Below are 25,291 nucleotides of genomic sequence, written 5' to 3' on the forward strand. Positions count from 1 at the left end.
CGGCCCATGAGCGAGACCGGTGTCCGGCGCGGCGTTCCCGCCACCGCCCGCAGCGTCGCCGTCCGCGGCGTCGTCGTCGCACTCGCGAGCGCCCTGATCGGGGCCGCGACGTTCTTCGCCCAGGGGCTGCTGCCCGCCGCGGTCGTGTCGTTCGCCAACTCGGCGAGCGGCTGGACGCTCGTCACCGTCGTCCTGCTGCTCCTGGCCCGGCTGCGGCCGGGTGTGTCGGCGCTGCTGGGCGGTGTCAGTTTCGTGTTGCTGACCTGCGGTTACGCGGCCGCGGCCGGCCTGACGGGGCTCTACTACAACCCGCTGCTCTTCGGCGTCGTCGGGGTGGTGGCCGGGCCGTTCGTGGGTCTGGCCACCGCCTGGCTCCGCTCCACCGCGCCGGGGCGCGTCGCGCCGGCGACCGCGCTGCTCGCCGGGATCGGGCTGGGGGAGGCGGTGTACGGCCTCACGGTCGTCGCGGAGACGACCAGCCCGGTGTACTGGATCCTGATCGGCCTCACGGCGGTGGCGCTGCTCGTCACGATGGTGCTCCGTCGGCTGCGCGGGTGGTTCGCCGCCGCGGCCGTCGTCGGGACGCTCGCGGTCGCGCTGGCGTTCCGGGTCGCCTACCTGGGACTCGGGGGGCTCTGAGGATCCACACCCGCTGTGCGTCCGATGTGGATCAACGATCTCGGACGACGGCCGCAACCGTGATGAACGGCCAGTTCCTGTCGGCAGAGCCGTGGAGTGCGTCGCTCGATCCGGCCGTCTCGTCAGCGGCCCGACCAGGCCGGTGTCCACACGTCGGGCGGGGTTCGGGGGCCCGAGGCACGCAGATGGTCGCGGAGCGCGGTCAGCACGGGATGCCGGTCTCCGCTGCGGAACAGCAGCACATGCGGGTAGACGGGGGTCGGATCGTGCAACGGGATGCGTCTCAGGTCGTGGGTCCGGGGCCACAGATACCGGTCCCCGCTGCCGACGAGGGTGGCCAGCTCGGCCGAGTCGGCCAGTGTGTCCATGAGGGCCTCGTCACCGAAGTCGGGCCCGAGCGCGTCGATGCTCAGGCCGAAGGCCTCGGACAGCGAACGGTAGAACGCCGCCCATTCGGTGCCCGGCCTGATCCCGGGGATCCAGATGCGGTGACCGTGCAGGTCAGCAGGGCTGACCCGGGGCATGTCGGCGAGCGGGTGACCCGGCCCGACCAGGAGTTCCAGGGGCTCGTCCAGAAGTCGTTCGGCGCTGATCCCGGTCGGGATCTGATCTGCGGGCAGGGCACGGAAGGTCGCGTCGACGGTCCCTTCCAGCACGGCCTGCGCGGCCTGGGCGGCGTTCCGGGTGCCCAGTGTGACGGCGTCGAGATCCGTCTCGGGATGCGAGCGGTAGAACCGGTAGACGGCCTGAGCCGGTGAGATGCGCCGATTGAGCACGTCGACGCGTAGCGGTCGGTGTCCGGGGCGGACAGCGTGCTCGGCCTGTTCGATCGTGGCCATGACCTTCTTGGCGTGCGGCAGGAAGATCTGCCCGTCCACGCTCAGCCGGGAGCCTCGGGATGTTCGTACCAGGAGCGTGGCGCCGACGTGTCGCTCCAGGGCCGCGATCCGTTTGGAAGCCGCCTGCTGGCTGATCCCCAGCTCGTCGGCGGCAGCCTGGAACTGACCGGTCCCGGCGACCGCCACGAACGTCCGCAGCGCCTCGATGTCCACGCCGGCACTCTAATTCGACAACCATTGGTTGTGGCTCGCGTCGTTCGAGTTGTTTGATCGAGTGCTCCGCGCGGTGATGGGATCAGTGCATGTCCACCCGCACAGAGCAGGTCATGCCCGTCCGATCGCCGGAATTCGTGCGTCACCTGGAACGGGTCATGGAGGTGACCGATGCGACGTCTCGGCTGAACGCACTTCCGTTCGGTGACGACGACGCTCGCGCAGAACTACTGTCCGTTGTGTTCGGTGGTCCGCTGCCGGCGTCGGTGACGATCTATCCGCCGTTCTTCACCGAGTGCGGGCTTCATACGACGTTCGGCGAGAACGTCTTCGTCAACCAGGGGTGCACCTTCATGGACAGGGGCGGCATCCGGATCGGTGACGGCGTCATGATCGCCCCGAAGGTCAGCCTCATCACCGGAGGCCATCCGCTGCGCCCGGCGCAGCGCCGCGAGTACCTGTCGTTGGCCCCGATTCTCATCGAGGACGACGTCTGGATCGGGACGGCTGCCGTGATCACGCAGGGGGTGACCATCGGGGCCGGTGCGGTGGTGGCTGCCGGTGCGGTGGTCACCCGTGATGTTCCGGCCGGCACCGTGGTCGCGGGAGTGCCCGCCCGAGTGATCAAGACGATCGACTGAGCCCGCGATCGGCCGCCGGTGGGTCATCCACCGCTCCAGCGGCCCGGCGCGGCGGAGCAGCCATCCGGACGGCCGCGCAGGACGTCCCGGGTATGACGACGGCCCCTGGTCCGAGATCTTCAGAGAGCCCGTGACCAGGGCCTTCATCCTGGTGTGTGTGTCACCGTCCGGGGCCGGGCGCGGAGGCCAAGGCCCTGGTGTCCTGCCGGGCGATCGCCTCGCTCACCTCGCGGACGGCCGTGTGAATGGTGTCGGCGTAGGGCCCAGCGGGGAGCGCGGACGTGTGCTGCTCGGTGCTGTCGATGTAGCCGGTGGCGGCTCGGAAGGCGCCGAGACGACGGAAGTTGTCGGCGATGTTGAGGTAGAGGCTCGGGTAGAAGCCGGCGACATCGAGGCCGGCGTGGTACTGCTGGGCGCGCTCGGCGGTCACGGCATCGGCGGCATCGAGGGCGCGGACGTCCCACACGAGAGCTTCGGCGGGGTCCGGGCAGAAATCGGCCAGATGGTGCGCGAGCGTGCAGCGGTGGAACGGGTCGCCCCCGACCCCGATCTGTTGCCAGGTGGCCAGCAGCTGCTGTCGAGCCGACTCGACGTCGCCGTCGCGCCCGAGGCGTACGGCTGCGCTGATCGCTTCCATCGTGGGATCGGGCGTGGTGGCTGCTGTCGTCATGACTGTGGGATCCGTTCTTGTCATCGGGTGTCACCGGCTGTCATCGGGTGTCTCGGCGCCTCCGCGCCTCGGGGCGAGGCGCGGTCATCGGTCGTCACAGATCTGCGCTTCGGCAGGGCATGACGAGGGTGGTGAGGTCGCCGTCGTCGGCCGATCTGACGGTCGCGGGTTGATCGGGGCCGCGGAGGTCGAGCATCACGTCGCTTCCGAGCGCGTGGCTCAAGGCCGGATACAACGTGGTCAGTTCGAACCAGAGCGTCAGATCGGGGCCGGTCGCCGCGCCGTCGAGCGCGACGCCGTCACCGTCGGGAAGCAGCAGGCTCGATCGGCCGGCCGAGACCCGCAAGCCGACTCGTTCCGGTGCCTGTTGCTCCAGCACTCGTACGGTCTGTTGCTTCCCGATCGTGACCCGATGGGTCACCTCCGGGAGGGAGTTGACCAGGAGATGGTGATCCGGGAAGGCCTCGGTCAGCAGACGGCAGTGCAGGACGGTGCCATCGGCCAGCCGCAGACCCAGCGCCCGCTCGCCCGCCTCGATCGTCACGGTTCGGCTGCGCCGGAGCCGCGAGGTCAGGGACTGTAGATCGTCACCGGCAAGGGTGCCCGCCCACGTGCCGGCCGGCGGGTGCATGGGCACCAACGTCCGTGTGGTGAGTCGGTAGCGGTCGGTCGCGGTCAGCGTCACCGAGCCGGGATCGGCTTCCAGGCGGACACCGCTCAGCGCCGGTACGTCGGGATGGTGGACCGTGGTCGCCACGACCTGGTCGACGGCTGCCGCGAGGACCGGGCCCGGGAGCGCGCAGATCGCTCGGCGAGGCTCCTCGCCGAGCGAGGCTTTGAGTACCGCGGCGGCCTGCCGGACCCCGGCCGCCTCGGTGGTCACCTTGGCGACCTGGTCGTCGATGAGCTGCACAGCCTCGTCCGGGCCGGCGGCGAAGAACGTGCCGATGACCGGGAGCGGCATCCCGATCTCGCGCAGCCGGCGGAGCTGCGCGGCCCGCGCCAACTGCGACTCGGTGTAGAGCCGGTAGCCCGTCGACGGATCGACCTGCTCGGGCCGGAGCAGACCGGCGTCACCGTAGAACCGCAACGCACTCGCGGTCAGTTCGGCGAGCTTCGCGAACGCGCCGATCGACATCAACTCCGGGGCAGTCACCCGTTCATCGTCGGGCTTCGACCGGCTCGAAGGTCAACCCGCTGATGCGGCGACCGCGTGTTCGGGGAGTCGAAGTCGACGTCGCCGCTACACACTCCTCGTCGCTGTGGACGGTGGTCAGGTTGGCGGCGAGCGTGGCTGGCGGCCCGGGGTCAGGTCGCCCGCTCGGTGACCCACGATCGGGCCGTGGCCCGGCTCGTCGTACCCGGAGTCGTTCCTGGTCCGGCGCCCGAGCTGCTCGTCGAGGCGGCCGGCTCCACCTCCGCGAACACTCGGCCGGGTGACCGGATAGCGCCTGTCGATGATTTCGTACTAGCGTACAGATAGTGGACGGTCGCCATTCCCGCAGCGCACGCACGCGTAGCGCGCTGCTCGATGCTGCGGTCGAGATCATCTGCACCCAGGGGGTCGCCGCTGCGACCCAGCGGGCGGTCGCCGCGCGGGCCGGTACCTCGCTGGCCTCGGCGACCTACCACTTCCGCACCGCGGAGGATCTGCTCGTCGCCGCCTTCGAGCTGACGAGCACCCGGACGATCGCCGACATGCGCCGCGCGGGCCGCGAGGCCGTGGAGCGGCGGCTCGGGATCATCGACGCGGCCATGGCCGTCGTCGCCCGCGCCCCCTACGGCGACCGCATGCCGCCGGACGGGGTGATCCAGCTGACGCTGGCGGCGATCCACAATCCGCGCCTGCGGCCGATCGCGGAGGAGTTCGTGGAAGAGCTGGCTGGCCTGTTCGTCCCGCTGGTCGCCACCCCGGACGCCGCACGCACCTTGGCCCGGTCGCTGGCCGGGCTGATCCTGCACGAGTTGGCGCGCGGCTCCGAAGCACCCACCGAGACCATGCGCGCCGACGTCGCGCGCCTGTTCGACGCCTTTGCCGTCACCGACCCGGGAACCACCCCGGGGGCCGACGCACCCCACCACGACGACCGGGAGCCACGATGACCACTATCCCGACCACCCCGGCATGGCCGACCGGCCGGTCGAGCCGCTCCGGTGTACTCGCACAGTTCGGCGAGGGCCGCGCCGACCTGATGCAGTGGGCCCTGACCACCGGCGATCCGCTCGCGGACGCGGTCGTGAGCGAGATGCACGAACTCGGGATGTCGGTCGCACGTCCCCTGCTGACCCAGGGGATCCAGGACGGCCTGGAGTCCCTCCAGGACCCGCCGCCCGCACTCGCCGCGCTGCTGACCCGGACCGAGACACCGCCCGACTACGTCGACGACGAGCTGCTCGACGTGCTGCCACGGCCGTGGTTCAGCTCCCCGACCCCGGTGCACATCCTCTCGCTGAGCGCGGGCGCCCTGGTTCGGGTGTACGAGTCACCGTCGATCGCGAAGGTCCTCTCGACGACAGGCAGGCTCGTCGACCGGGCCGACAAGCGACTCACCGAGACCGGAACCTGGCTGACCCAGGCGATGCTGCCGGGCAGTCTCCGTCCCGGACAGCCGGGATACGTTGCGACCCTCAACGTCCGCATGCTGCACGCTCACATGCGCAAGCTGGCCCTCGACCGCGGTTACGACAGCGCGGCCGACGGCGTGCCGATCAATCAGGTCGACCTGGCCCGGACCTGGATGGACTTCACCCTGACCTCGTTCACCGCCGAGGAGCTGTTCGGCTTCGATCTGACCGTGCGCGAGCTCGACGGCCTCTACCGCTACTGGTGGTATCTCGGGCACCTGCTCGGCATCGATGCGCGGCTCATCGAGGGGATCACCGGCAACGATGCCGCTCGCAGGGTGGACGACGTTCTGCAGGCCGTGACCGGGCCGGTGTCGGATGACTCCGCCCGGCTCGCCACCGCGACCCTGGACTCGATCTCGGTCCTGCTGCAGGACCTGTTCCGGATCCCGGGGCGGCTGTCCCGGCCTGCCCTCGACGCCATCACCCGCCGGATCCACGGCACCGCGATGAGTCATGACCTGCGGATTCCCGCCGCGCCGGTCGCGGGTGCCCTGCTGATCCCGGCCGTGGTGGGTTTCCGGCAGACCCGGGCGGCGCGCCGGCGCTCTCCCGAGCGCTGGGAGGCCGCCATCGACACGGCGATCGCGGCCGAACGCGCGCGGGCATCGGAGCCCGGCGAACAGACCGCCTACGAGCGGGGCGCGACCGGATCCGACGACTGATCCCCGTCCCCGCACACCGACCCACCCACACCAGAGACCGGAGACCGGTGCCATGCCTCGGCCCATCGATATCGCCCTGCCAGACCTCACCGGGAAGCTCGCTGTGGTCAGCGGCGCCAGCGACGGGATCGGTTTCGTCATCGCCCGCCGCCTCGCCGGCGCCGGCGCCGAGCTGGTGATGCCGGTGCGCAACCCCGAGAAGGGGGAGCGTGCCGCCGACCGCATCCGCGACCACGTGCCCGGAGCGAAGATCACCACCGGAGCCCTGGACCTGGCCTCGCTCACCTCCGTCGCTGTCTTCGGGAAACAGATCGTGGGCGCAGGCCGCCCGGTGCACATCCTGGTGAACAACGCCGGTCTGATGAACCCGCCGAGCCGGCAGACCACCCAGGACGGCTTCGAGATGCAGTTCGGCACCAATCACCTGGGCCACTTCGCACTGACCCACGCGCTGCTGCCCGTGCTGCGGGAAGGCGCCGCGCGGGTGGTCAGCCAGACGAGCGTCTCCGCCCGCAACCGCAGAGGAACGATCAACTGGGTCGACCCGAACTGGGAATCGAGCTACGAGGTCAACCGGGCCTACACCCAGTCCAAGATCGCCAACGGGCTGTTCGGCCGGGAGCTCGATGCTCGCAGCCGAGCCGGCAACTGGGGGATCACCAGCACGCTGTCCCACCCCGGTGTCTCGCCGACGAACCTGCTCGCGGCGCAGCCCGGGCTGGGCCGTGAGCGTGACACACTCTCGGTCCGGGCGATCCGGCTGATGTCGCGGGCGGGGGTCGTCGGCACCGTCGAATCCGCCGCGCTTCCGGCGCTGCTGGCCGCCACCGGCCCCGAATCACGGCGCGGCAAGTTCTTCGGGCCGAAGGGGCCGGGCAGCGTCGGGGGCCCGCCCGGCGAGCAGAAGCTGTGGAAGCCGTTGCAGAGCATGGACGACGCACGACGACTGTGGGGGCTCTCCGAGGAGCTGACGGGATTGCGCTTCCCCGCCTGAGATCCGTGGTCACCCGCTGGTTCGACGACGGGACCGCTTTCGGGGGGTGCGCCCGGTCGGACAGCGTCGTGTGCCTGCTTCCCGGGTGCGGAGCCGTCGTCACTCCGATGGTCACGCAGGACGCCTCGAACACGACGAAACCCCTGGTCTGTTCTCTCATCACAAGGAACTGACCAGGGGTTTCGTGTTGTCGGGGTGACAGGATTTGAACCTGCGACCTCTTCGTCCCGAACGAAGCGCGCTACCAAGCTGCGCCACACCCCGAGCGGCTGTCACGGTCTCCCCGTGAGCCGTTGTGAACTCTACCCGACGCCTCCGGTGGCCTGCGCGGGGGTTCCCCTCCGGGTATCGGTGCTGGTCGGGCGCGCGACGAGGGTCAGCAGCGACGCCTCGGGCGGGCACGCGAACCGCACCGGTGCGTACGGCGAGGTGCCCAGTCCGGCGGAGACGTGCAGCCGGGTGTGGCTGCCCCACCGGCTCGTCCCGCGAGCCCGGCTGCGGTCGATCCCGCAGTTCGTGACGATCGCGCCGTAGCCGGGCAGCCGTAGCTGCCCGCCGTGCGTGTGGCCGGCCAGCACGAGGTCGTAGCCGTCGGCGGCGAAGCCGTCGAGCACCCGGGGCTCGGGGGAGTGGGTGAGGCCGAGCCGCAGGTCGGCGTCCGGGTCGTGGCCCGCGATGCGGGGGTAGCGGTCCCGGTTGAGGTGCGGGTCGTCGACGCCGGCGATCCGGACGCTCCGGCCGTCCACCTCCAGCAGCTGACGGGTGTGGGTCGCGTCCACCCAGCCGTGCTCCCGGAACGCGGCCCGCAGGTCCGTCCACGGCAGCGGGGCGCCGTGGATCCGGCGGCCGCCGCTGCGCCGCAGGTAGCGCGCCGGGTTCTTCGGGGTGGGGCCGTAGTAGTCGTTGCTGCCGAACACGAACGCACCCGGACGGTCCAGCAGCCTGCCCAGCGCGGTCAGCACACCGGGCACGGCGTCCGGGTGCGCGAGGTTGTCCCCGGTGTTGATCACCAGGTCGGGTTCGAGCGCGGCCAGCGCGGCCACCCAGCGGATCTTGCTGCGCTGGCCGGGGGTCAGGTGCAGGTCGGACAGGTGCAGGATCCGCAGCGGGCGGGCACCCGGTTCGAGCACCGGTAGCTCCGCCCGGCGCAGTGTCCAGTGACGCCGCTCGATACCGGCCGCGTAGCCGATACCGGCGGCCCCGGCCGTGGCGGTGGCCGCGGCCAGTCGGGCGATCGTGCCGGCGGTACTCACACCGGCCAGCGTACGTCGCAGGACTATCGTGGCGTCCTGTGAGCACCCTCAAGGAGCAGCTGCGGGCCGACCTGACCGCCGCCATGAAGGCCAAGGACGAGCTGGTCCGGACCACCCTGCGGTCGGCGCTGACCGCGATCGGGACCGCCGAGGTGGCAGGGGAGTCCGCGCGGGAGCTGACCGACGACGAGATCCGCACCGTGATCACCAAGGAGACCAAGCGTCGCGCCGAGTCCGCTGAGGCGTTCGCCGGTGCGGGCCGCGACGAGCAGGCGGCCCGGGAGCGCGCCGAGGGCGACGTGCTCGCCCGCTACCTGCCGACCCAGCTGGACGACGGCGAGGTGGCCGAGCTGGCCCGCGCCGCCGTCGCCGAGGTCGAGGCCGAGACCGGCGAGAAGCCGGGGATGCGGCAGATGGGCCAGGTCATGAAGAAGGCCAACGCCGCCGCGGCGGGGCGCGCCGAGGGCGGCCGGGTCGCCGCGGCCGTCAAAAAGGCCCTCTCCGCGGCCTGAGACCCACCGCCGTGCCACGGGCGGGCCCGTCGTGGCACTCGATCCCACGACGGGCTCCGCCCGTGCTGACGCGGCGGGTCAGGTCGTCGGGCTCTTCCGGGCCCGGGATGTCGTTCCGGTCTTCTTCGCGGCCGTGCTCCGGGCCGTCGTCCCACCGCTCTTGGAGGCCGCCGCGGTTCGCCGCGGTGCCGCCTTCTTCTTCACCGGTGCCTTGGCCCGGCGCTCGGCGAGCAGCTCCGAGGCCCGCTCGTCGGTGATCTCCTCGACCGAGTCGCCCTTGCGCAGGCTGGCGTTGGTCTCGCCGTCGGTGACGTACGGCCCGAACCGGCCGTCCTTGATCACCATCTTCTTGCTCGTCGACGGGTCCTCGCCCAGCTCGCGCAGCGGCGGCGCGGCGGCCGCCCGGCCCCGCTGCTTGGGCTGGGAGTAGATCTCCAGCGCCTGCTCGAGGGTGACGGTGAACAGCTGCTCCTCGTCGCCGAGCGAGCGGGAGTCGGTGCCCTTCTTCAGGTACGGCCCGTACCGGCCGTTCTGCGCGGTGATCTCGTCACCGGACTCCGGGTCCTTGCCGACGACGCGGGGCAGCGACAGCAGCTTCAGCGCGTCCTCCAGCGTCACGGTGTCCACCGACATCGACTTGAACAGCGACCCGGTGCGCGGCTTCGGCTTGGCCGGCTTCTTCTTGGCGCCCTCCGGGACCTCCGGCTCGGGCAGGAGCTCGGTGACGTACGGGCCGAAGCGGCCCTCCTTCGCCACGATCTCGTGCCCGGTCACCGGGTCGGGGCCCAGCTTGCGGCCCTCCTGCGGCACCGAGAACAGCTTCTCGGCGATCTCCTCGGACAGCTCGTCCGGCGGCAGGTCGTCGGGCAGGTTGGCGCGCTGCGACTCGCCGTCGACGATCCGCTCCAGGTAGGGGCCGTAACGACCCACCCGGACGACGACCTCGCGGCCCTCGGCGTCGGCGAACATCTTGATCGAGTTCACCGTGCGGGCGTCGATCTCCTCCAGGTTCGAGCCGACCAGCTTCTTCAGCCCACCGGCCCGCTGGATCGAACCCTCGCCGCCGTCCGACGCGCCGAAGTAGAACTTCGACAGCCAGTCGGTCCGGGAGTCCGAGCCGGACGCGATGGAGTCCAGATCGTCTTCCATCGCGGCGGTGAAGTCGTAGTCGACGAGCTGACCGAAGTGCGCCTCCATCAGCCCGACGACCGCGAACGCCACCCACGACGGGACGAGCGCGGAGCCCTTCTTCCAGACGTAGCCGCGGTCCAGGATCGTCTTGATGATCGACGCGTAGGTCGACGGCCTGCCGATGCCCAGCTCCTCCAGCGCCTTCACCAGCGAGGGCTCGGAGTACCGGGACGGCGGGTTGGTGGAGTGCCCGTCCGGGGTCAGCTCGTCGGCGGTCAGCGCCTGGCCCTCGGTGAGCTCCGGCAGCCGGGACTCGGCGTCGTCGGCGGCGGCGCCGGACCCCTCCTCGACCGTCTCGACGTAGGCCTTGAGGAAACCGGCGAAGGTGATCGTCCGGCCGGACGACGCGAACACGACGTCCTCGCCGGTCCCGGCGGTGCCGGCGATCCGGATGCTGACCGTGGTGCCGCGGGCGTCGGTCATCTGGGAGGCGATGGTCCGCTGCCAGATCAGCTCGTAGAGCCGGAAGTCGTCGCCGTCCACCTCGCGGGCGATCGCACCGGGAGTGCGGAACGACTCGCCGGCCGGGCGGATCGCCTCGTGGGCCTCCTGCGCGTTCTTCACCTTGCGGGTGTACTGACGCGGCTTGTCGGCGACGTAGGCGTCGCCGTACAGCTCACGGGCCTGGGCCCGGGCCGCGTCGATCGCGGAGCTCGACAGCGTGGTCGAGTCCGTTCGCATGTAGGTGATGTAGCCGTTCTCGTAGAGCCGCTGCGCGCTGCGCATCGTGCGCTCCGAGGAGAACCGGAGCTTGCGGCCGGCCTCCTGCTGCAGGGTCGAGGTCATGAACGGCGCGTACGGCTTGCGGGTGTAGGGCTTCGACTCCACCGAGGCGACGGCGAGATCGCGGCCCTCGAGGGACTCCGCCAGCCGGCGGGCGCCCGCCTCGTCGAGGACGACGACGTCGGAGCCCGACTTGAGCTTGCCGTCCGACCCGAAGTCGCGGCCGGTCGCGACCCGGGAGCCGCCGACCTGGACCAGCCGGGCACCGAAGGTGCGCGGGGTCGCCTCGGCTCCCGCGTTCATCGTCGCGGCGATGTCCCAGTAGTCGGCGGAGCGGAACGCGATCCGCTCGCGCTCCCGCTGCACGATCAGCCGGGTCGCCACCGACTGCACGCGGCCCGCCGACAGCTTCGGCATGACCTTCTTCCACAGCACGGGGGAGACCTCGTAGCCGTAGAGCCGGTCCAGGATGCGGCGGGTCTCCTGGGCATCGACGAGGTCCTGGTCGAGCTCGCGGGTGTTCTCCGCGGCGGCCCGGATCGCGGACTCGGTGATCTCGTGGAACACCATCCGGCGGACGGGGACCTTCGGCTTGAGGGTCTCCAGCAGGTGCCAGGCGATCGCCTCGCCCTCGCGGTCGGGGTCCGTCGCGAGCAGCAGCTCGTCCACCGATTTGAGTGCCTCGCGCAGCTCGGAGACGGTGCTCCGCTTCTCCGGCGTGACGATGTAGAGCGGGCTGAACTGGTTGTCGACGTCGACGCCGAGTCGCGCCCAGGACTCGCCCTTGTACTTGGCGGGGACGTCGGCCGCACCGCGCGGCAGGTCCCGGATGTGGCCGACCGAGGACTCCACGATGTAGTTGTCCCCCAGGTACGGCTGGATCTTCCGCGCCTTGGTCGGGGACTCGACGATCACCAGGCGACGTACCGGGCGTCCGGGCTCGGACTTCGTCGACGTGGGCTTGCGCGTGCTGCCGCCCGCCGCGCGCGTCGAACCGGTCTTGCCCTCTGTGCCTGTAGCCGCTGCCACGTGGTCCTACCTCATCTCCTCGGCCGCGTCACCTCTGTCTGCGACGCCTGTGCCGTGCCGGCTCCGCAGTGTGCTCCCCCCGTGCACTCCGTCCTGTCCGGAGCGTGTCGGAGCGATCGCGCTGAGCATCGTTCTGCGGTCGACGATCGCACGATCTCACACCGTCGCCATCCCGTGCCGTGGGTTCCACCACCGGGGCCGGACGAGCCGACAGCCTATCTCCAGCCGGGGTTCGGCAGGTCAGGCGGCCGGTCGACCATGGTGCCTCGGCCACTCGGACGCACCCAGAACATTCGGCGCCGGACCCACCAGTTCGACCAGCCGGGCCATCCGGCGGGCTCCGTGCAGCCGTAACGCCGGGCCGGGCGCCCCGTGTTCCCCGGCAGCCAGCCGGGCCGGTGGCAGCCCGGCACGGGTGGCGGCGGCGATCAGCGGGCCGTGCGTCCACGGTGCGTGCGGGTCGAGCAGCAGCAGGTGGCCGCCGCGCAGGTCGGCGGTGCCGGCGGCGAGCACCCAGAGCCGCAGGGTGGCGCCGTCGAGCTGGAAATCGGCCGGGATCTGTTTGCGCCCGTCCGCGGCGCACCAGTGGCGCGCCAGCGGGACCAGGTCCCGGCGGAACGCGCTGCGCAGTCCGGACGCGCCGGGTGCGAGCGTGACCCCCCGGGCCGCGCTCAGCGCGCCCAGTGCGCGCTCCCGGCCGTCGAACGGCAGCGGCACGTCGAACCGGGCCGTGTCTCCGGCGCCGAACCGCTCGATCCGGCCCGGCCCGCAGAGCAGCCCGGCCAGGTCGGCCAGCCCGGCCGGCCGGGCCTCCGCGGAGAACAGCGACAACTGCGGCACCCGGGCAGCATAGAACGCATGTTCGAGACGCCCCAAGTGCGGCGCGCCGAACGGCTCAGCTCGGCGCGGTCAGCGTGTCCAGCTCGGCGCACTTCGGGGCCTCGGCGATCGCCTTGTCCAGCCGCGGTGTGGCACCCAGCTGGTCGAGGCCCTCGGCCGCGCCGATCGTGCGCAGCTTCTCCTCGGCCGACTGCAGCCGCTCCTGGAAACCGGGCACGTCGTTCGGATCGGCCTGGTCGACCTCGGCCCGGGCCTCGTCGATCGTCGTGCCGGTCCGGTTCAGCAGGTCGTCGATGGAGGTGCGGAACTGGTCGCCGCCGCTGACCGGGGAGGCGCCGGCGCCGGCCAGCTGCTGCTTGCCGGTGTCGATGCCGGTCCGGACGTTGCCCAGGTACTCCGACAGCCTGGTCTTGATGCCGGGCAGGTCGGCGCCCGCGTAGTCGGGACGCGCGCTGAGCGGCTGGTAGTAGGACAGCAACGCCCCGCACACCTGGTCGCCCCAGGCGGTGGGATCGGCACCCACACCCTCGGTGGGGCGTGGCGCGGGGTCCGGCGCGGCAGTGCCGGCGACGGTGGTGCTGCATCCGCCGAGCAGGGCGGCGGCGACCAGGGCGGGGAGCAGGACCCGGGCGGCTCGTGCCGGGCGGGGGGTGGCCATCGTCGGGCTCCAGGGTCGAGGGCCGCGCGAACGGGCCCGGAGATAACGGTCGGGTGACGACGGTAGGGCGCCGGAGCGGATCAGCCGCCGCCGCCCTCCTCGCTTGACCCGTTCGGGTCAATGACGGCTGGGCCGTCCGGCGCAGCGGTGCGGGCGGCCTCCGACAACCGGGTGAGCTCACCGCAGGCCGCGGAGGCACGGAACGTCACCGCGATCTCCGGGTTGCCGGTCACCTGGTCCAGGGGGCCCGCGGTGCTGCCCAGCTGGGCCAGCGGCTCCAGCGCGCCGGGCAGGTCCCGTTCGACGGCGGCCGGATCGGCCGGGTCGAGGGCGTCCACCCGGGCCTTCGCGCCGGAGAACGCCGAGCGCATCTCGCCGAGCCCGCCCTGCAGGTTCGCGGCGAGCGCATCGCCGCCGTCGACCGGGGCGGGGCCGAGCCGGTCCAGATCACCCAGGGTGCGGTCGAGCGCCTCGGTGGTCCGGCCGAGGTAGTCGCCGACGGCCTGCTGCGGGTCCCCGGCAGCCGGCCCCTCGACGGCGGTCTGCATGAACGGCAGCACGGCCGAGCACATCCGGTCCGTCCACTCCTGGGGGCCGGGCCCGGCTGCACCGCATCCGGCGAGCAGGGCGACGGCCAGCACGGCACCCGGGACCGCACCTGCACGCATGGTTCCTCCACCCCGGACCGTCCGGATCCGGCGAGCGAAGACTAGCTGCGTACGGCGACGACGAACGACGGCCGCCCGCCCCGATGGGACGAGCGGCCGCCGTGGACCTACGGGAGGCTGTCGCTATCCGACCGAGCTCTCGGCCGGGGTGTCGGTGATCGCCGACGAGCGGCGCTTGGACACCACGATCGCTCCCGCGATGATCGCCACCGCGCCCAGCGCGATGAGGATCCGGAACACCGGGTTGGCGTCCGGCGTCGACAGCACGACCACCGCCGGGGCGATCAGCACCGCGACCAGGTTCATCACCTTGATCAGCGGGTTGATGGCCGGGCCGGCGGTGTCCTTGAACGGGTCGCCGACCGTGTCGCCGATGACCGTGGCCTCGTGCGCCGGGGAGCCCTTGCCGCCGTGGTTGCCGTCCTCGACCAGCTTCTTGGCGTTGTCCCAGGCGCCGCCCGAGTTCGCCAGGAAGATCGCCATCAGCACGCCGCAGGCGATCGCACCGGCCAGGTAGCCGGCCAGCGGGCCGACGCCGAGGCCGAAGCCGACCGCGATCGGCGCAAGGATGGCCAGCAGACCGGGGGTGGCCAGCTCGCGCAGCGAGTCCCGGGTGCAGATGTCCACCACGCGGCCGTACTCGGGCCGCTCGGTGCCGTCCATGATCCCGGGCCTGGTGCGGAACTGGCGGCGCACCTCGTACACCACGGCGCCCGCGGCGCGGGTCACGGCGTTGACCGCGAGGCCGGAGAACATGAACACGACTGCCGCACCGATCATGACGCCGACCAGCGTGTTCGGGCTGAACACCTCGTAGGCGAACGCGGTACCGGCGTCCTCCAGGGCGATGCCGGCCTGTGCGAGCGCCTGGTTGATCGCATCTCGGTAGGAGCCGAAAAGCGCTGTCGCGGCGAGCACCGCCGTGGCGATCGCGATGCCCTTGGTGATCGCCTTGGTGGTGTTGCCGACCGCGTCGAGCTCGGTGAGGATCTCGACACCCTCGCCCTCGACGTCGCCGGACATCTCGGCGATGCCCTGGGCGTTGTCCGAGACCGGGCCGAAGGTGTCCATCGCGACGATCACGCCGACCGTGGTCAGCAGGCCGGTGCCGGCCAGCGCGACCGCGAACAGTGAGACGACGATCGAGCCGGAGAGCAGGAACGCGCCGTAGACCGCGGCACCGATGACGAGCGCGGTGTAGACGGCGGACTCGAATCCGATCGAGATCCCGGAAAGGATCACCGTCGCCGCACCGGTGAGCGAGGACTCGCCCACGTCCTTGACCGGACGGTCCTCGGTGCCGGTGTAGTAGCCGGTCAGCTTGAGGATCACCGCGGCCAGCACGATGCCGATCAGCACCGCGGCCGAGGCGATCAGACGCGGGTCACCGGCCAGCCCTGCGACGGCGCTGTCGGTCGGGTTGGTGAGCTCGTCGAAGGTCGAGGGCAGGTAGACGTACGCCGCGATGACCGACAGCACGCCCGCGAACACGGCCGAGAGGTAGAAGGCGCGGTTGATCGCGCGCAGCGTGTTCTCGCCCTGGCGGGCCTTGGTCAGGTAGACGCCCAGGATCGCGGTGATGACACCGATGGCCGGGACGATCAGCGGGAACAGCAGCCCCTGCAGGCCGAACGCGGCGGTGCCCAGGATCAGGGCGGCGACCAGCGTCACGGCGTAGGACTCGAACAGGTCGGCCGCCATGCCTGCGCAGTCGCCGACGTTGTCACCGACGTTGTCGGCGATCGTCGCGGCGTTGCGCGGGTCGTCCTCCGGGATGCCCTGCTCCACCTTGCCGACGAGGTCGGCACCGACGTCGGCGGCCTTGGTGAAGATGCCACCACCGACACGCATGAACATCGCCAGCAACGCGGCGCCGAAGCCGAAGCCCTCCAGCACCCGAGGTGCCTGGCCCGCGTAGACCATCACCACGATCGCGGCACCGAACAGGCCGAGGCCGACCGTGAACATGCCGACGACGCCGCCGGTCCGGAACGCGATGCGGGTCGCCTTCTCGCGGCCGTTCTCCTCGCGTGCCGCGGCCGCGACGCGCATGTTCGCGCGGGTGGACAGCCACATGCCCAGATAGCCGATGATCGCGGAGAAGACCGCGCCGACCACGAAGAAGATCGATCGGCCGATGCGTTCACCGAGGTCCTCGGCGGGGAGCGCGAAGAGCAGCACGAACACGATGGCGGCGAACACCGCAAGGGTGCGGAACTGGCGGTTGAGGTACGCCGTGGCGCCTTCCTGGACCGCTCGGCCGATCTCCTGCATCTTCGGGGTGCCCTCGCCGTTGGCGAGTACCTCCTTGAGCAGCAGACCGCCGACGGCCAGGGCGACGAGGGCGACCACCGCGACCACACCGACGACGGTGAGGTCTCCCGCACCGAGCTCGAGGCCCTGGGCGAGGGTGGACTCGGACATCCGTCCTCCTGGTTCAGCAAGATCCGACCAGGTCGACCGTGACGACGGTCCCGCGCGCTGGTGGCCGCGACGGTCCCGTCGACGACGGCGTCACTGGCGTCGACTGGGCCCGGGCGGCGTCCGCCGCAGACCGGGCTGGTGCAGTGTAGAAGTGTGTCCGATCGCTCAGTGGGATAGGGATCACAACGAATAACGATCCGCCCCGAGTGATCAATCCCACACGAGTCGCCGTGCAATCCGGGAACCTGCTGATCACAAGCAGCGCAACGAGATCCAGACAAGCGACCGGGTGTCGCCCGGGGCTTCGGGCGGGTCGGGGGTGCCGACCCGCCGTCGTTCGAACGGATGTGCCAACCTGGCCGGTGGTGGAGGCGACCGGGAAACGTGCGGACGGGTCCCGGCGCGGGGTGGAGCTGCTGCGCCGGGTGCTCACGGGCTCCGGGGTGGATCCGGGGCGAGCCGAGCCGGTGGATCCCGGGCGGGAGCTGCCTCCCGGCCCGGGCGAGACCGACCACGACGACCCGCTGCGGCACGTGGTGCGGATGCCGGCCCGGCCGGGCAGCACCGCGGACTGGCCGGACTGGACCCCGCCGGGCCTGCGCCGGGCCTGGGCCGGGCGCGGTGTGGACCGGCCGTGGACGCACCAGGCCGCCGGCGCGGAGCTGGTGCGGGCGGGGACCGACGTCGTCGTCGCGACCGGGACCGCGTCGGGCAAGTCGCTGCTCTATCAGCTGCCGGTACTGGCCGGGCTCGCCGAGGACCCGCGGGCGACCGCGCTGTACCTGGCGCCGACGAAGGCGCTGGCGGCCGACCAGCTGCGGTCGCTCGACGGCCTCGCCCCGGACGACGTGCGGCCCGCGTCGTTCGACGGCGACACCCCGATGGAGGAGCGGGACTGGGTCCGGCGGCACTGCCGCTGGATGTTCTCGAACCCGGACATGCTGCATCGCTCACTGCTGCCCCGGCACGGCCGCTGGTCGAACTTCCTCCGCCGGCTGCGTTTCGTGGTGGTCGACGAGTGCCACACCTACCGGGGCGTGTTCGGCTCACACGTGGCGCTGCTGCTGCGGAGGCTGCTGCGGCTCGCCGCCCGCTACGGAGCCCGGCCCACGATCGTGCTGGCCTCGGCGACCGTGGCCGGCCCCGCCGAATTCGGCTCCCGGCTGACCGGCCGCGAGGTCGTCGCCGTCACCGAGGACGGCTCCCCGCACGCCGGCCGGACCGTCGCGTTCTGGGAGCCGCCGCTGCTCGACGAGATCACCGGCGACAACGGGGCACCGGTCCGTCGCTCGGCCGGTGCCGAGGCCGCCCGGATGCTCGGCGATCTGGTCCTGGAGGAGGCGCGGACGCTGGCGTTCGTACGGTCCCGCCGGTCGGCCGAGCTGACCGCGCTGGGGGCCCGGCGCCAGGTCGGCGAGGTCGCCCCGGAGCTGGTCGAACGGATCGCCGCCTACCGGGGCGGATACCTGCCCGAGGAGCGGCGGGCGCTGGAGGTGGCGCTGATGGCCGGTGAGCTGCTCGGCGTGGCCACCACCAACGCCCTCGAGCTCGGCGTCGACATCTCCGGGCTGGATGCGGTGGTGCTCGCCGGTTTCCCGGGGACGCGCGCGTCGTTCTGGCAGCAGGCCGGGCGGGCGGGCCGGGCCGCCGACGAGGCGCTGGTCGTGCTGGTCGCCCGCGACGACCCGCTGGACACCTACCTGGTGCACCATCCGCAGACGCTCCTCGGTGCGCCGGTGGAGGGGTGTGTGCTCAATCCGGTGAACCCCTACGTGCTGGCCCCGCAGCTGGCGTGCGCCGCCGCCGAGATGCCGCTGACGACCGCCGACGTCGACGAGATCTTCGGCGGCGCGCCCGCGGCCGAAGTGCTGGACGCCCTGGTGGAGGAGGGCGTGCTGCGCCGCCGGCCGCACGGATGGTTCTGGCCCGATACCGGTGCGGCGCCGTCCGCCCAGGTCGACATCCGCGGATCCGGGCTCGGCCAGGTCGCGGTGGTCGAGGCGGCGACCGGACGGATGCTCGGCACGGTGGATGGCAGCTCCGCGCCCGCCACCGTGTACCCGGGCGCGGTGTACCTGCACCGCGGCGACAGCTTCGTCGTCGACGAGCTGGATCTCGACGGTGGTGTCGCGCTCGTGCACCCGGAGGATCCGGACTGGCGGACCGAGCCGCAGTCGGTCTCGGACGTGACGGTGCTGGCGACGCACTCGACCCGCCGGTCCGGGCCGGTCCAGGTCTGCTTCGGCGAGACGACGGTGACCAGTCAGGTGGTGGCCTACCGGCGGCGCACCGCGGACGGCACGGTCCTCGACCAGACCCCGCTCGACCTGCCGCCGCAGAGCCTGGACACGCGGTCGGTCTGGTACACCGTCGATCCGGACGCGCTGCTGGCGGCCGGGATCGACGACGGCCGGCTGCCGGGCGCACTGCACGCCGCCGAGCACGCCGCGATCGGGATGCTGCCGCTGTTCGCGATCTGCGACCGCTGGGACATCGGGGGGCTCTCCACCGCCCTGCACCCGGACACCGGGCTGCCCACGGTGTTCGTGCACGACGGACACCCGGGCGGTGCCGGGCTGGCCGAGCGCGGGCACGAAGTGCTGGACCACTGGCTGGCTGCGACCCGTTCGGCGGTGGCCGACTGCGAGTGCCGCACCGGATGTCCCTCCTGCGTCCAGTCGCCGAAGTGCGGCAACGGCAACAACCCGCTCGACAAGGCCGGTGCGGTGCAGGTCCTGGACCTGGTGCTCGCGGCGCTGGCCGGGAACGGCCGGGGTGCTGTGGACGGCGGCGGTGCTGTCGACGGTGCGGCGCCCGGCCCGCGCTGAGCGGGGCGCCACCGGCCCGCCCGTCGGGGGCGTGAGCGGGCCGGTGGCGACCACCAGCGACGGTGTCGGACGGGGGCGCATGGTGCGCTCCGACTCCGTCGCGGTCTGGGGAGCGAGGCCGCTGTGCCGGGGGCGGACCGGACCCTGCCCGGCCCCGCGACAACTCCCAGTAGGCCGGAGTGCGGGATCCGTGACCAGTCCTGGGCCCCGCGACGTCGGTGATCGGTCAGAGGGCCACGACGAAACGACCGCGCAGTCGCGCGTTCGTCGTAACCGGGCGTGATGGTGCCGTGCTCGGTTGTTGTCCGTCCGTTCATCCGGAGCCGCGTACCGTTCACCGAAGCTGTGGTCGCCCGTGCCTGGGTCGTCATGGTGTCGCTCCGGTCTCCGGGGCGTCGTCGAACGGTGCCGGTCCTGCCCTGGCTCGGGCGGTGGCCGGGCCCCGGGTGGGTAGCAGGCCGGTCCACCCCACCTGGGTCTCGACCAGGGCGTCCCAGCCTTCGAGGCGGCAGGTGGTGAGCTCCGCGCCGTTACGGACGGCGAGATCCGCGGCCGCTCGGCAGGCACCCTCCGCGCCGTGGACGGAAAGGCCGGCGGCGGCCAGCGCCGACAGGTCCGCTGCGGTCGTCGCCATCTGGCGTGCCCGGATCGCAGCGCCGACGTCGACGCACACCGTCGCGGTCAGCAGCAGCGCCGCGGCGGCCGTCGCCGCCCAGACGGAGGCGACACCGCGGTCGTCGCGTCGTAGCCGCCGAAGCCGTGCGGGCACGGTGCGCCGGAGCCGCCCGAGCCGCCCCGGTTGCCCGAGCCGCGGGCCCACGGCGTGCCGGAGCCAGCGGAGCCGCCTGGCAACGGCCGCTGCCGAGCCGGGACGGCGGGGCTCCGGTACCCCGGCCCGGTCCGAGGTCCCGGCTCGAACGGGCGCCCCGGCACGGCCCGTCACCGCGGCTGCTCCGGCTCGGCAAACCGGGCGCCGGACGGACCTGCCGCATCGAGCGGCCCGCCCCCGGTGGGGGCTGCCACGTCGGGCGGCCCGCCACCGGTCGTGCCGGGCGCGTCGCTGCCCCCGCCGCCGATGCCACCGGCAGCCCGGCCGAGGTCACCGCCACCGAGGTCACCGCCACCGATGTCGCCGGAACCGATGTCGCCGGAACCGATGTCGCCGGAACCGAGCCCGAGTTCGGGCCCGGGGCCGGCCGGACCGGGTGGCTCGGAGGCACCAGGGGCGCCGACCCCGGTCGGATCGAGTGGGTCGTCACCGATGGCCGCGCGAGCACCCGGATCGGGCGTGGCGGCATCGACCGGAGCGGGGGAGCGGTGTGCCCCCGCACCCGGTTCCAGTACCGCGGTCGCGGACGCGCCGACGGTGACCGGCAGCAGCGGCACCGGGCGGGCCCGCACGCTCGCGAGCACGGTGTCACCGTCGATCCGGAGCTCGGCTTCCGCCCCGGACGGCGCGAGAGCAGCGACGGCGGCCCGGCCCCGCTCGGCATCGCCCCGCGCGGCCTGGCGCACGAACTCCCGGGCAGCGTCCGCGCAGCGGACACCCGCCCCGACGGCCGCCACCGCGGCGACGGCAGCAGCCGTCACCAGCAGCAGCGTCCCGAGCGCCAGTGCCGCCTCCACAGTGACCGCGCCGGCATCGCCGTGCGGGTCAGAATGTCGTCGACAGCGCACGTTGCACGATCCCGGTCAGTGCGGTCACGACGTCGCCGCCGCTGACGACGGTGTAGAGCAGCGCGGCGAACGCGGCCGCCGCGACGGTGCCGATCGCGTACTCGACGGTGCTCATGCCGTCGTCGTCGTGGGCCAGCGCGGTCAGCCGATCGCGCAGTTCGGAACGGGTCATCGGTCTCTCCCTCGTCGGGGACCCGCGACGTGCGGGCCCGGTCGCCGCCCGGTGGGTCACCACCGGCCGATCACCTCCCCGGCCAGCCCGATCACGACCGGCACGATGCCGAGGACCAGGAAGGCGGGCAGGAAGCAGAGCCCCAGCGGGGCGGTGATCAGGACCGCGGCGCGTTGCGCGCGCTCCTCGGCCAGGTCGGTGAGCGCCATCCGCAGCCGGACCGCCTCGGCGGACGCCGCCCTGCCGAGCGCGGAGCCGGTGTGCGCCGATCGGGCTGCGGTGCGGGCGAACGCGGCGAGTTCGGGGCAGCCGGCGGCGGCAGCCCACGCGTCGTCCGCGTTTGCGCCGAGCACGAGGAGCCCGCCGACCCGGCGCAGGGCCGAGCCGGGGCGCCCCGGGAGTCGGTGGGCTGCCGCGTCGACCGCGTCCGGGACGGTCAGGCCGGCCGCCAGGCAGGTGGCGAGCAGGTCCCAGGCGGCGGCCAGTCCGGCCGCGTCCACCGCGACCGCCCGCCGGGACGGCGCACGCCGGGCGGCCACGACGAGGGCGGCGCCGGCGACGGCCCCGATGACCGTCCCGCCGGTTCCACCGAGTGCCCAGCCCAGCGCGGCACCGGCGGGCACCAGGACGGCGAGCACCGCCGGCCGGGGCGTGGTCTGCGGCCGGGCCGGCTCAGGGCCCCGCACCGCGCGCAGCCGCCCGGCCGCCGGACGACCCCCGCCCGCCACCAGCGCTGCCGCGGCCAGCCCGAGCGCGACCGCGCTCACGACGGCACCGCCGCGCGCAGGATCCGGTCCGACCAGGCGGCACCGGCGGCCGTGAGCAGCACCCCCAGGACCAGCAGGATCGGCCCGTGCCATCCGGTGCGGAGCACCGTCAGCGGGGCGATCCCCATCAGCTGCCCCAGACCGGCACCGGCGAGCGGCAGCGCGGTCAGCACCGTCGCGGTGGCCCGCGGCCCGGCCAGCTGTGCCTGTACCCGGGCGCCGTGCGCGATCCGCCAGCGAAGATCGGTGAGGAGCTGGGTGAGCAGCCCGGCGAGTGGCGCCCCGTGCCGGTCGGCGAGTTCCCAGGCCGCCGCGATCCGTTCGACGTCGCGGCTCGCCGGCCCGGTGGCCGCCCGGCGCAGCGCACCCGGGACGGGCTCCCCGATCTCGGCGGCCACCGCGGCCGGCCGGAGCACGGTGCGGGCGAGCGGCCCGTCGTGCTCGCACCCGGCGAGCGCCGCGGCCGGGTGCGCACCGGTCCGGATCTCGTCGGCGATCCGGGCGAGCGCCTCGGCCAGCTCTCCGGCCACCGCGACGGCCTGTTCGGCACGGCGCCGGGCGGCCCACCGCCGCCGGGTGAACCAGACCGCGCCGAGGGCGCAGGCCGATCCGGCCGGGCCGAGCAGGAAGCCTCCGGCGAGCGCCACGAGCAGGTACCCGGAGGCCACCGGTGGCAGCGGGCCGCGGATCCGCCGCGCCGTGGCGGGGCCCAGCCCGCGCAGCCGCTGCCCGGCCCCGGATCCCGGGAGCCCCGTCACGGCGCAGGCCAGCAGGAGCAGCACCGGTGCGGCCCGGCCGGCGGGCGGCAACGCGCTCAGGACGGCGTGCACGGCACCCACGCCCCACGCTCGTGCAGCAGGGCTCGCAGCCGGTCGGCACCCGGGCCCTCGCCGGCGGACCTGGTCCACGCCGCGGTGACCTGCGGCCCGCCGTCGTCGTGGAGCACACCGATCTCGTCGAGCACCCGCCCGGAACCCGGCCGCCTGCGCATGTGCAGGATCACCTGGACCGCCGCCGTGAGCTGGCCGTCGAGCGCAGCGGGCGACATCCCGCCGAGCCCGGCCAGCGCCCGCATCCGCGCCGGTATCTCGCGCACCGAGTTCGCGTGCACGGTGCATGCGCCCCCGTCGTGGCCGGTGTTCAGGGCGCTCAGCAGGTCCCCGACCTCTGCGCCCCTGACCTCGCCCACCACGAGCCGGTCCGGCCGCATCCGGAGCGCCTGACGCACCAGCTCGCGCAGCGGTACCCCGCCGGAACCCTCGATGTTCGGCGGGCGCGCGACGAGCCGCACCACGTGCGGATGCCGGGGCCTGAGCTCCTCCGCGTCTTCCACCGTGATCATCCGTTCGCCCGGATCGACCGCTCCGAGCAGTGCATTGAGCAGGGTGGTCTTTCCGCTACCGGTACCGCCGGCGACCAGCACCGCCAGCCGGCCGGCGACGATCGCGCGCAGCAGCGTCTCTCCGGTGGCGTCGAACGTGCCGCGACGGCGCAGCGCGGCCAGGTCGTGGCTCGCCGGGCGCAGCACCCGCAGCGAGATCGCGGTGCCGGCCGCGGCGACCGGCGGCAGGACGGCGTGCAGCCGGACCCCGCTGTCCGCGAGCCGGCCGTCGACGTACGGGCTGGCGTCGTCGAGCCTGCGCCCGGCGGCGAGCGCGAGCCGCTGCGCGAGTCGGCGCACGGCGGCCTCGTCGGGGAACGAGACGGCCGCCCGCCGTGGCCCGTCGCCCCGGTCGACCCAGACCGCGTCCGGCGCGGTGACCAGCACGTCGGTGGTGGCCGGGTCGCGCAGCAGCGGATCGAGCGGGCCCGCCCCGGTGAACTCCTGGCGCAGCGCCCGCAACGCGGCGAGCACATCCATGTCGGACGCGACGCCGCCGGACTCGGCCCGCACCGCCGCCGCGACCGCGGCCGGGCCGGTCTCGCCACCGGCGTCGGCCAGCCGGGCCCGGACCCTGTCGACCAGCGGGTTCACGATGCCGCCCGGTGCGTCACGTCGAGCGCGGCGAGCCGCCCCCGTACCGCGCGTGCCGCGGCCGCCAACGGCCCGCGGCCGGCGCCGGGGGCGCGGCCGCGCTCCACCGCACCGGCGAGATCACGCTCGGCGCGCATCGCGTGCAGCAACGGCAGGCCCAGGCAGGACGCCAGCTCGTCGGGGGTGATGCCACCCGGCGACGGGCCCCGGACGACGATCTCCACCACCCGGGCGTGCTCGGCCAGCACGTCGGACACCCGGCCCGCGGCCGCGCCCGCCCGCACCGTGGCCGGGACCAGCAGCACCGTCAGGTCGGCGGCGCCGACCGCGGCGAGCGCCGCGTCGGTCGGGTAGCGCGGGACGTCGCAGACGACCGTCCCGCCGGCCCGGCGGCCGGCGTCGAGGACCGCGGTGACCGCGGCGGCCTCCGGCCCGTGCGGGGAGCGGGCGCAGGACAGCACGGACAGCTCCGCCCGCCCGGACACCACCCGGGGCAGCGCACTGCGCAGCGACGAGGCCTGCACCCGGCCGTCGCCGACGGTGAGCCCTGGCCAGCGCAGCCCGGCTTCCTCCTCGATGCCGGTGAGCAGGTCGAGCCCGCCGCCGAGCGGATCGCAGTCGACCAGCAGTGCGGAGCTCCCGTCGCGGGCGGCCCCGACCGCGACGGCGGTGGCGAGCACCGAGGCGCCCGCTCCGCCGCAGCCGCCGACCACGGCGAGTACCCGGCCGGGTGACCCGTCGGCGCGGTCGCGGACGTCGGCGAGCAGCCCGGCCAGTGCCGCCTCGCCGGAGGGGAGCTGGACCACCCGGTCCGCGCCGAGTGCCACCGCGATCCGCCAGTCGTCGGCCGCCGGCTCTCCGGGCACCGCGATCACGACGGATCCCCGGCGTGTGAACCCGGCGTCCCGGCAGCGGATCGCGCCCGCCCGGTCGAGCAGGACGGCCGGGGCGAGCGCCCACGCCCGCCGGGCGTCGGCGGCATCGACCGCGCGCTGCGCCTCCATGTCGGCCGCCGCGGCGATGCGCAGCAACGCGTCGAGCAGATCCGGGTCGTCGGCCACGACCAGGCAGCGCCGGTTCATCACGTCGCACCTCCCACCGGCCCGCCGGTGCGGGCCCCGGTACGAGCGTGCGGTGCTGCGGCGCCCCCGGACCGGCGATGTGCCCGGCTGTGGACAACTTGGGGAGAACCGGCCGGCCTGTGGATGGCGGGTGGCTCGGGGCTCACCGATCGGCTACGGCCCGGCCCGTGAACGAGGACGGCCCCCGCCAGGGGGGATTGGCGGGG

General features: G+C 73.4%; 23 protein-coding genes and 1 tRNA gene. 7 read left to right on the forward strand and 17 right to left on the reverse strand.

The window, feature by feature from the left end; translation table 11 throughout:
- Positions 1-6: 6 nt before the first annotated feature.
- Positions 7-639: a DUF6518 family protein gene (locus tag Pdca_RS02250; protein ID WP_174824296.1), complete on the forward strand. Its 633-nt coding sequence runs from the start codon at positions 7-9 to the stop codon at positions 637-639.
- Between the two features lie 122 nt (positions 640-761).
- Here the strand turns inward: Pdca_RS02250 and Pdca_RS02255 are convergent, their stop codons facing one another.
- Positions 762-1,691, reverse strand: a complete 930-nt coding sequence (locus Pdca_RS02255) for a LysR family transcriptional regulator (protein WP_085913633.1) — start codon at positions 1,689-1,691, stop codon at positions 762-764.
- Positions 1,692-1,780: 89 nt separating this feature from the next.
- Here Pdca_RS02255 and Pdca_RS02260 point away from each other — a divergent pair, with 89 nt between their 5' ends.
- A complete protein-coding gene (locus tag Pdca_RS02260) occupies positions 1,781-2,332 on the forward strand; it encodes a DapH/DapD/GlmU-related protein (RefSeq protein WP_197719896.1) in 552 nt (183 codons plus the stop codon).
- Positions 2,333-2,492: 160 nt separating this feature from the next.
- Here Pdca_RS02260 and Pdca_RS02265 read toward each other — a convergent pair whose 3' ends face one another.
- Both Pdca_RS02265 and Pdca_RS02270 read right to left on the reverse strand, forming a co-directional pair.
- Positions 2,493-3,002 (reverse strand): hypothetical protein, encoded by a 510-nt coding sequence (locus Pdca_RS02265; RefSeq protein ID WP_085913632.1) that lies wholly within the window; start codon positions 3,000-3,002, stop codon positions 2,493-2,495.
- A 94-nt stretch (positions 3,003-3,096) separates the two neighbouring features.
- Entirely contained in the window at positions 3,097-4,158 is a 1,062-nt protein-coding gene (locus Pdca_RS02270) for a DNA polymerase III subunit beta family protein (protein ID WP_085913631.1), read from the reverse strand.
- A gap of 326 nt (positions 4,159-4,484) precedes the next feature.
- Here Pdca_RS02270 and Pdca_RS02275 point away from each other — a divergent pair, with 326 nt between their 5' ends.
- From Pdca_RS02275 to Pdca_RS02285, 3 genes are read left to right on the forward strand one after another with little or no spacing between them, the layout of a single operon-like run.
- Entirely contained in the window at positions 4,485-5,105 is a 621-nt protein-coding gene (locus Pdca_RS02275; RefSeq protein WP_158092198.1) for a TetR/AcrR family transcriptional regulator, read from the forward strand.
- The gene (locus Pdca_RS02280; protein ID WP_085913629.1) at positions 5,102-6,292 is read left to right on the forward strand and encodes an oxygenase MpaB family protein; all 1,191 of its coding nucleotides are present in this window, start codon (positions 5,102-5,104) and stop codon (positions 6,290-6,292) included. Before Pdca_RS02275 ends, Pdca_RS02280 begins: the two co-directional genes overlap by 4 nt.
- A gap of 52 nt (positions 6,293-6,344) precedes the next feature.
- Entirely contained in the window at positions 6,345-7,286 is a 942-nt protein-coding gene (locus Pdca_RS02285) for an SDR family oxidoreductase (protein ID WP_085913628.1), read from the forward strand.
- Between the two features lie 190 nt (positions 7,287-7,476).
- On the opposite strand, the gene Pdca_RS02290 is transcribed toward Pdca_RS02285, so the two are convergent.
- Positions 7,477-7,550 (reverse strand) — tRNA-Pro (locus Pdca_RS02290).
- 38 nt (positions 7,551-7,588) lie between these two features.
- Positions 7,589-8,539, reverse strand: a complete 951-nt coding sequence (locus tag Pdca_RS02295) for a metallophosphoesterase (RefSeq protein ID WP_085913627.1) — start codon at positions 8,537-8,539, stop codon at positions 7,589-7,591.
- Positions 8,540-8,577: 38 nt separating this feature from the next.
- Between Pdca_RS02295 and Pdca_RS02300 the strand changes: the two genes are divergently transcribed.
- On the forward strand, positions 8,578-9,051 hold the full coding sequence (locus Pdca_RS02300; protein ID WP_085913626.1) for a GatB/YqeY domain-containing protein: 474 nt from the start codon (positions 8,578-8,580) through the stop codon (positions 9,049-9,051).
- Between the two features lie 78 nt (positions 9,052-9,129).
- Here the strand turns inward: Pdca_RS02300 and topA are convergent, their stop codons facing one another.
- The 5 genes from topA to Pdca_RS02325 form a co-directional block, all read right to left on the reverse strand.
- Positions 9,130-11,994, reverse strand: a complete 2,865-nt coding sequence (gene topA / locus Pdca_RS02305) for a type I DNA topoisomerase (protein WP_085913625.1) — start codon at positions 11,992-11,994, stop codon at positions 9,130-9,132.
- A 240-nt stretch (positions 11,995-12,234) separates the two neighbouring features.
- Entirely contained in the window at positions 12,235-12,834 is a 600-nt protein-coding gene (locus Pdca_RS02310) for a hypothetical protein (protein ID WP_085913624.1), read from the reverse strand.
- A gap of 55 nt (positions 12,835-12,889) precedes the next feature.
- Positions 12,890-13,492 carry a hypothetical protein gene (locus Pdca_RS02315; RefSeq protein WP_085913623.1) on the reverse strand — a complete coding sequence of 201 codons (603 nt, stop codon included), beginning with the start codon at positions 13,490-13,492 and terminating at the stop codon, positions 12,890-12,892.
- A gap of 80 nt (positions 13,493-13,572) precedes the next feature.
- Complete coding sequence (locus Pdca_RS02320; RefSeq protein WP_085913622.1) at positions 13,573-14,160, reverse strand: hypothetical protein; 588 nt, start codon at positions 14,158-14,160, stop codon at positions 13,573-13,575.
- A gap of 123 nt (positions 14,161-14,283) precedes the next feature.
- The gene (locus Pdca_RS02325; protein ID WP_085913621.1) at positions 14,284-16,584 is read right to left on the reverse strand and encodes a sodium-translocating pyrophosphatase; all 2,301 of its coding nucleotides are present in this window, start codon (positions 16,582-16,584) and stop codon (positions 14,284-14,286) included.
- Positions 16,585-17,051: 467 nt separating this feature from the next.
- Here Pdca_RS02325 and Pdca_RS02330 point away from each other — a divergent pair, with 467 nt between their 5' ends.
- Positions 17,052-19,412, forward strand: a complete 2,361-nt coding sequence (locus Pdca_RS02330) for a DEAD/DEAH box helicase (RefSeq protein WP_232021611.1) — start codon at positions 17,052-17,054, stop codon at positions 19,410-19,412.
- A gap of 367 nt (positions 19,413-19,779) precedes the next feature.
- Here Pdca_RS02330 and Pdca_RS02335 read toward each other — a convergent pair whose 3' ends face one another.
- The 7 genes from Pdca_RS02335 to ssd all read right to left on the reverse strand — a co-directional run bounded on the left by Pdca_RS02335 (position 19,780) and on the right by ssd (position 25,085).
- On the reverse strand, positions 19,780-20,181 hold the full coding sequence (locus Pdca_RS02335; RefSeq protein ID WP_158092197.1) for an Rv3654c family TadE-like protein: 402 nt from the start codon (positions 20,179-20,181) through the stop codon (positions 19,780-19,782).
- Between the two features lie 170 nt (positions 20,182-20,351).
- Positions 20,352-21,038 carry a TadE family type IV pilus minor pilin gene (locus tag Pdca_RS35970; RefSeq protein ID WP_174824298.1) on the reverse strand — a complete coding sequence of 229 codons (687 nt, stop codon included), beginning with the start codon at positions 21,036-21,038 and terminating at the stop codon, positions 20,352-20,354.
- A 28-nt stretch (positions 21,039-21,066) separates the two neighbouring features.
- On the reverse strand, positions 21,067-21,261 hold the full coding sequence (locus Pdca_RS02345; RefSeq protein WP_085913619.1) for a DUF4244 domain-containing protein: 195 nt from the start codon (positions 21,259-21,261) through the stop codon (positions 21,067-21,069).
- A gap of 56 nt (positions 21,262-21,317) precedes the next feature.
- Complete coding sequence (locus Pdca_RS02350) at positions 21,318-22,028, reverse strand: type II secretion system F family protein (RefSeq protein WP_232021383.1); 711 nt, start codon at positions 22,026-22,028, stop codon at positions 21,318-21,320.
- On the reverse strand, positions 22,025-22,867 hold the full coding sequence (locus Pdca_RS02355) for a type II secretion system F family protein (protein ID WP_085913617.1): 843 nt from the start codon (positions 22,865-22,867) through the stop codon (positions 22,025-22,027). Before Pdca_RS02355 ends, Pdca_RS02350 begins: the two co-directional genes overlap by 4 nt.
- Positions 22,843-24,006, reverse strand: coding sequence for a TadA family conjugal transfer-associated ATPase (locus Pdca_RS02360; RefSeq protein ID WP_197720011.1), 1,164 nt, complete (start codon positions 24,004-24,006; stop codon positions 22,843-22,845). The genes Pdca_RS02355 and Pdca_RS02360 overlap by 25 nt, the downstream gene beginning before the upstream one ends.
- Positions 24,000-25,085 carry a septum site-determining protein Ssd gene (ssd, locus tag Pdca_RS02365; RefSeq protein ID WP_085913615.1) on the reverse strand — a complete coding sequence of 362 codons (1,086 nt, stop codon included), beginning with the start codon at positions 25,083-25,085 and terminating at the stop codon, positions 24,000-24,002. Before ssd ends, Pdca_RS02360 begins: the two co-directional genes overlap by 7 nt.
- Positions 25,086-25,291 lie beyond the last annotated feature (206 nt).

Source organism: Pseudonocardia autotrophica, assembly GCF_003945385.1.
Classification (GTDB): domain Bacteria; phylum Actinomycetota; class Actinomycetes; order Mycobacteriales; family Pseudonocardiaceae; genus Pseudonocardia; species Pseudonocardia autotrophica.

Bases quoted from the DNA above. Each gene is read 5' to 3' on its own strand.
- Pdca_RS02345 (WP_085913619.1), bottom strand. From the start codon at position 21,261: ATGACCCGTTCCGAACTGCGCGATCGGCTGACCGCGCTGGCCCACGAC.
- Pdca_RS02260 (WP_197719896.1), top strand. From the start codon at position 1,781: ATGTCCACCCGCACAGAGCAGGTCATGCCCGTCCGATCGCCGGAATTC.
- Pdca_RS02265 (WP_085913632.1), bottom strand. From the start codon at position 3,002: ATGACGACAGCAGCCACCACGCCCGATCCCACGATGGAAGCGATCAGC.
- Pdca_RS02325 (WP_085913621.1), bottom strand. From the start codon at position 16,584: ATGTCCGAGTCCACCCTCGCCCAGGGCCTCGAGCTCGGTGCGGGAGAC.
- Pdca_RS02250 (WP_174824296.1), top strand. From the start codon at position 7: ATGAGCGAGACCGGTGTCCGGCGCGGCGTTCCCGCCACCGCCCGCAGC.
- Pdca_RS02280 (WP_085913629.1), top strand. From the start codon at position 5,102: ATGACCACTATCCCGACCACCCCGGCATGGCCGACCGGCCGGTCGAGC.
- Pdca_RS02285 (WP_085913628.1), top strand. From the start codon at position 6,345: ATGCCTCGGCCCATCGATATCGCCCTGCCAGACCTCACCGGGAAGCTC.
- Pdca_RS02320 (WP_085913622.1), bottom strand. From the start codon at position 14,160: ATGCGTGCAGGTGCGGTCCCGGGTGCCGTGCTGGCCGTCGCCCTGCTC.
- Pdca_RS02315 (WP_085913623.1), bottom strand. From the start codon at position 13,492: ATGGCCACCCCCCGCCCGGCACGAGCCGCCCGGGTCCTGCTCCCCGCC.
- ssd (WP_085913615.1), bottom strand. From the start codon at position 25,085: ATGAACCGGCGCTGCCTGGTCGTGGCCGACGACCCGGATCTGCTCGAC.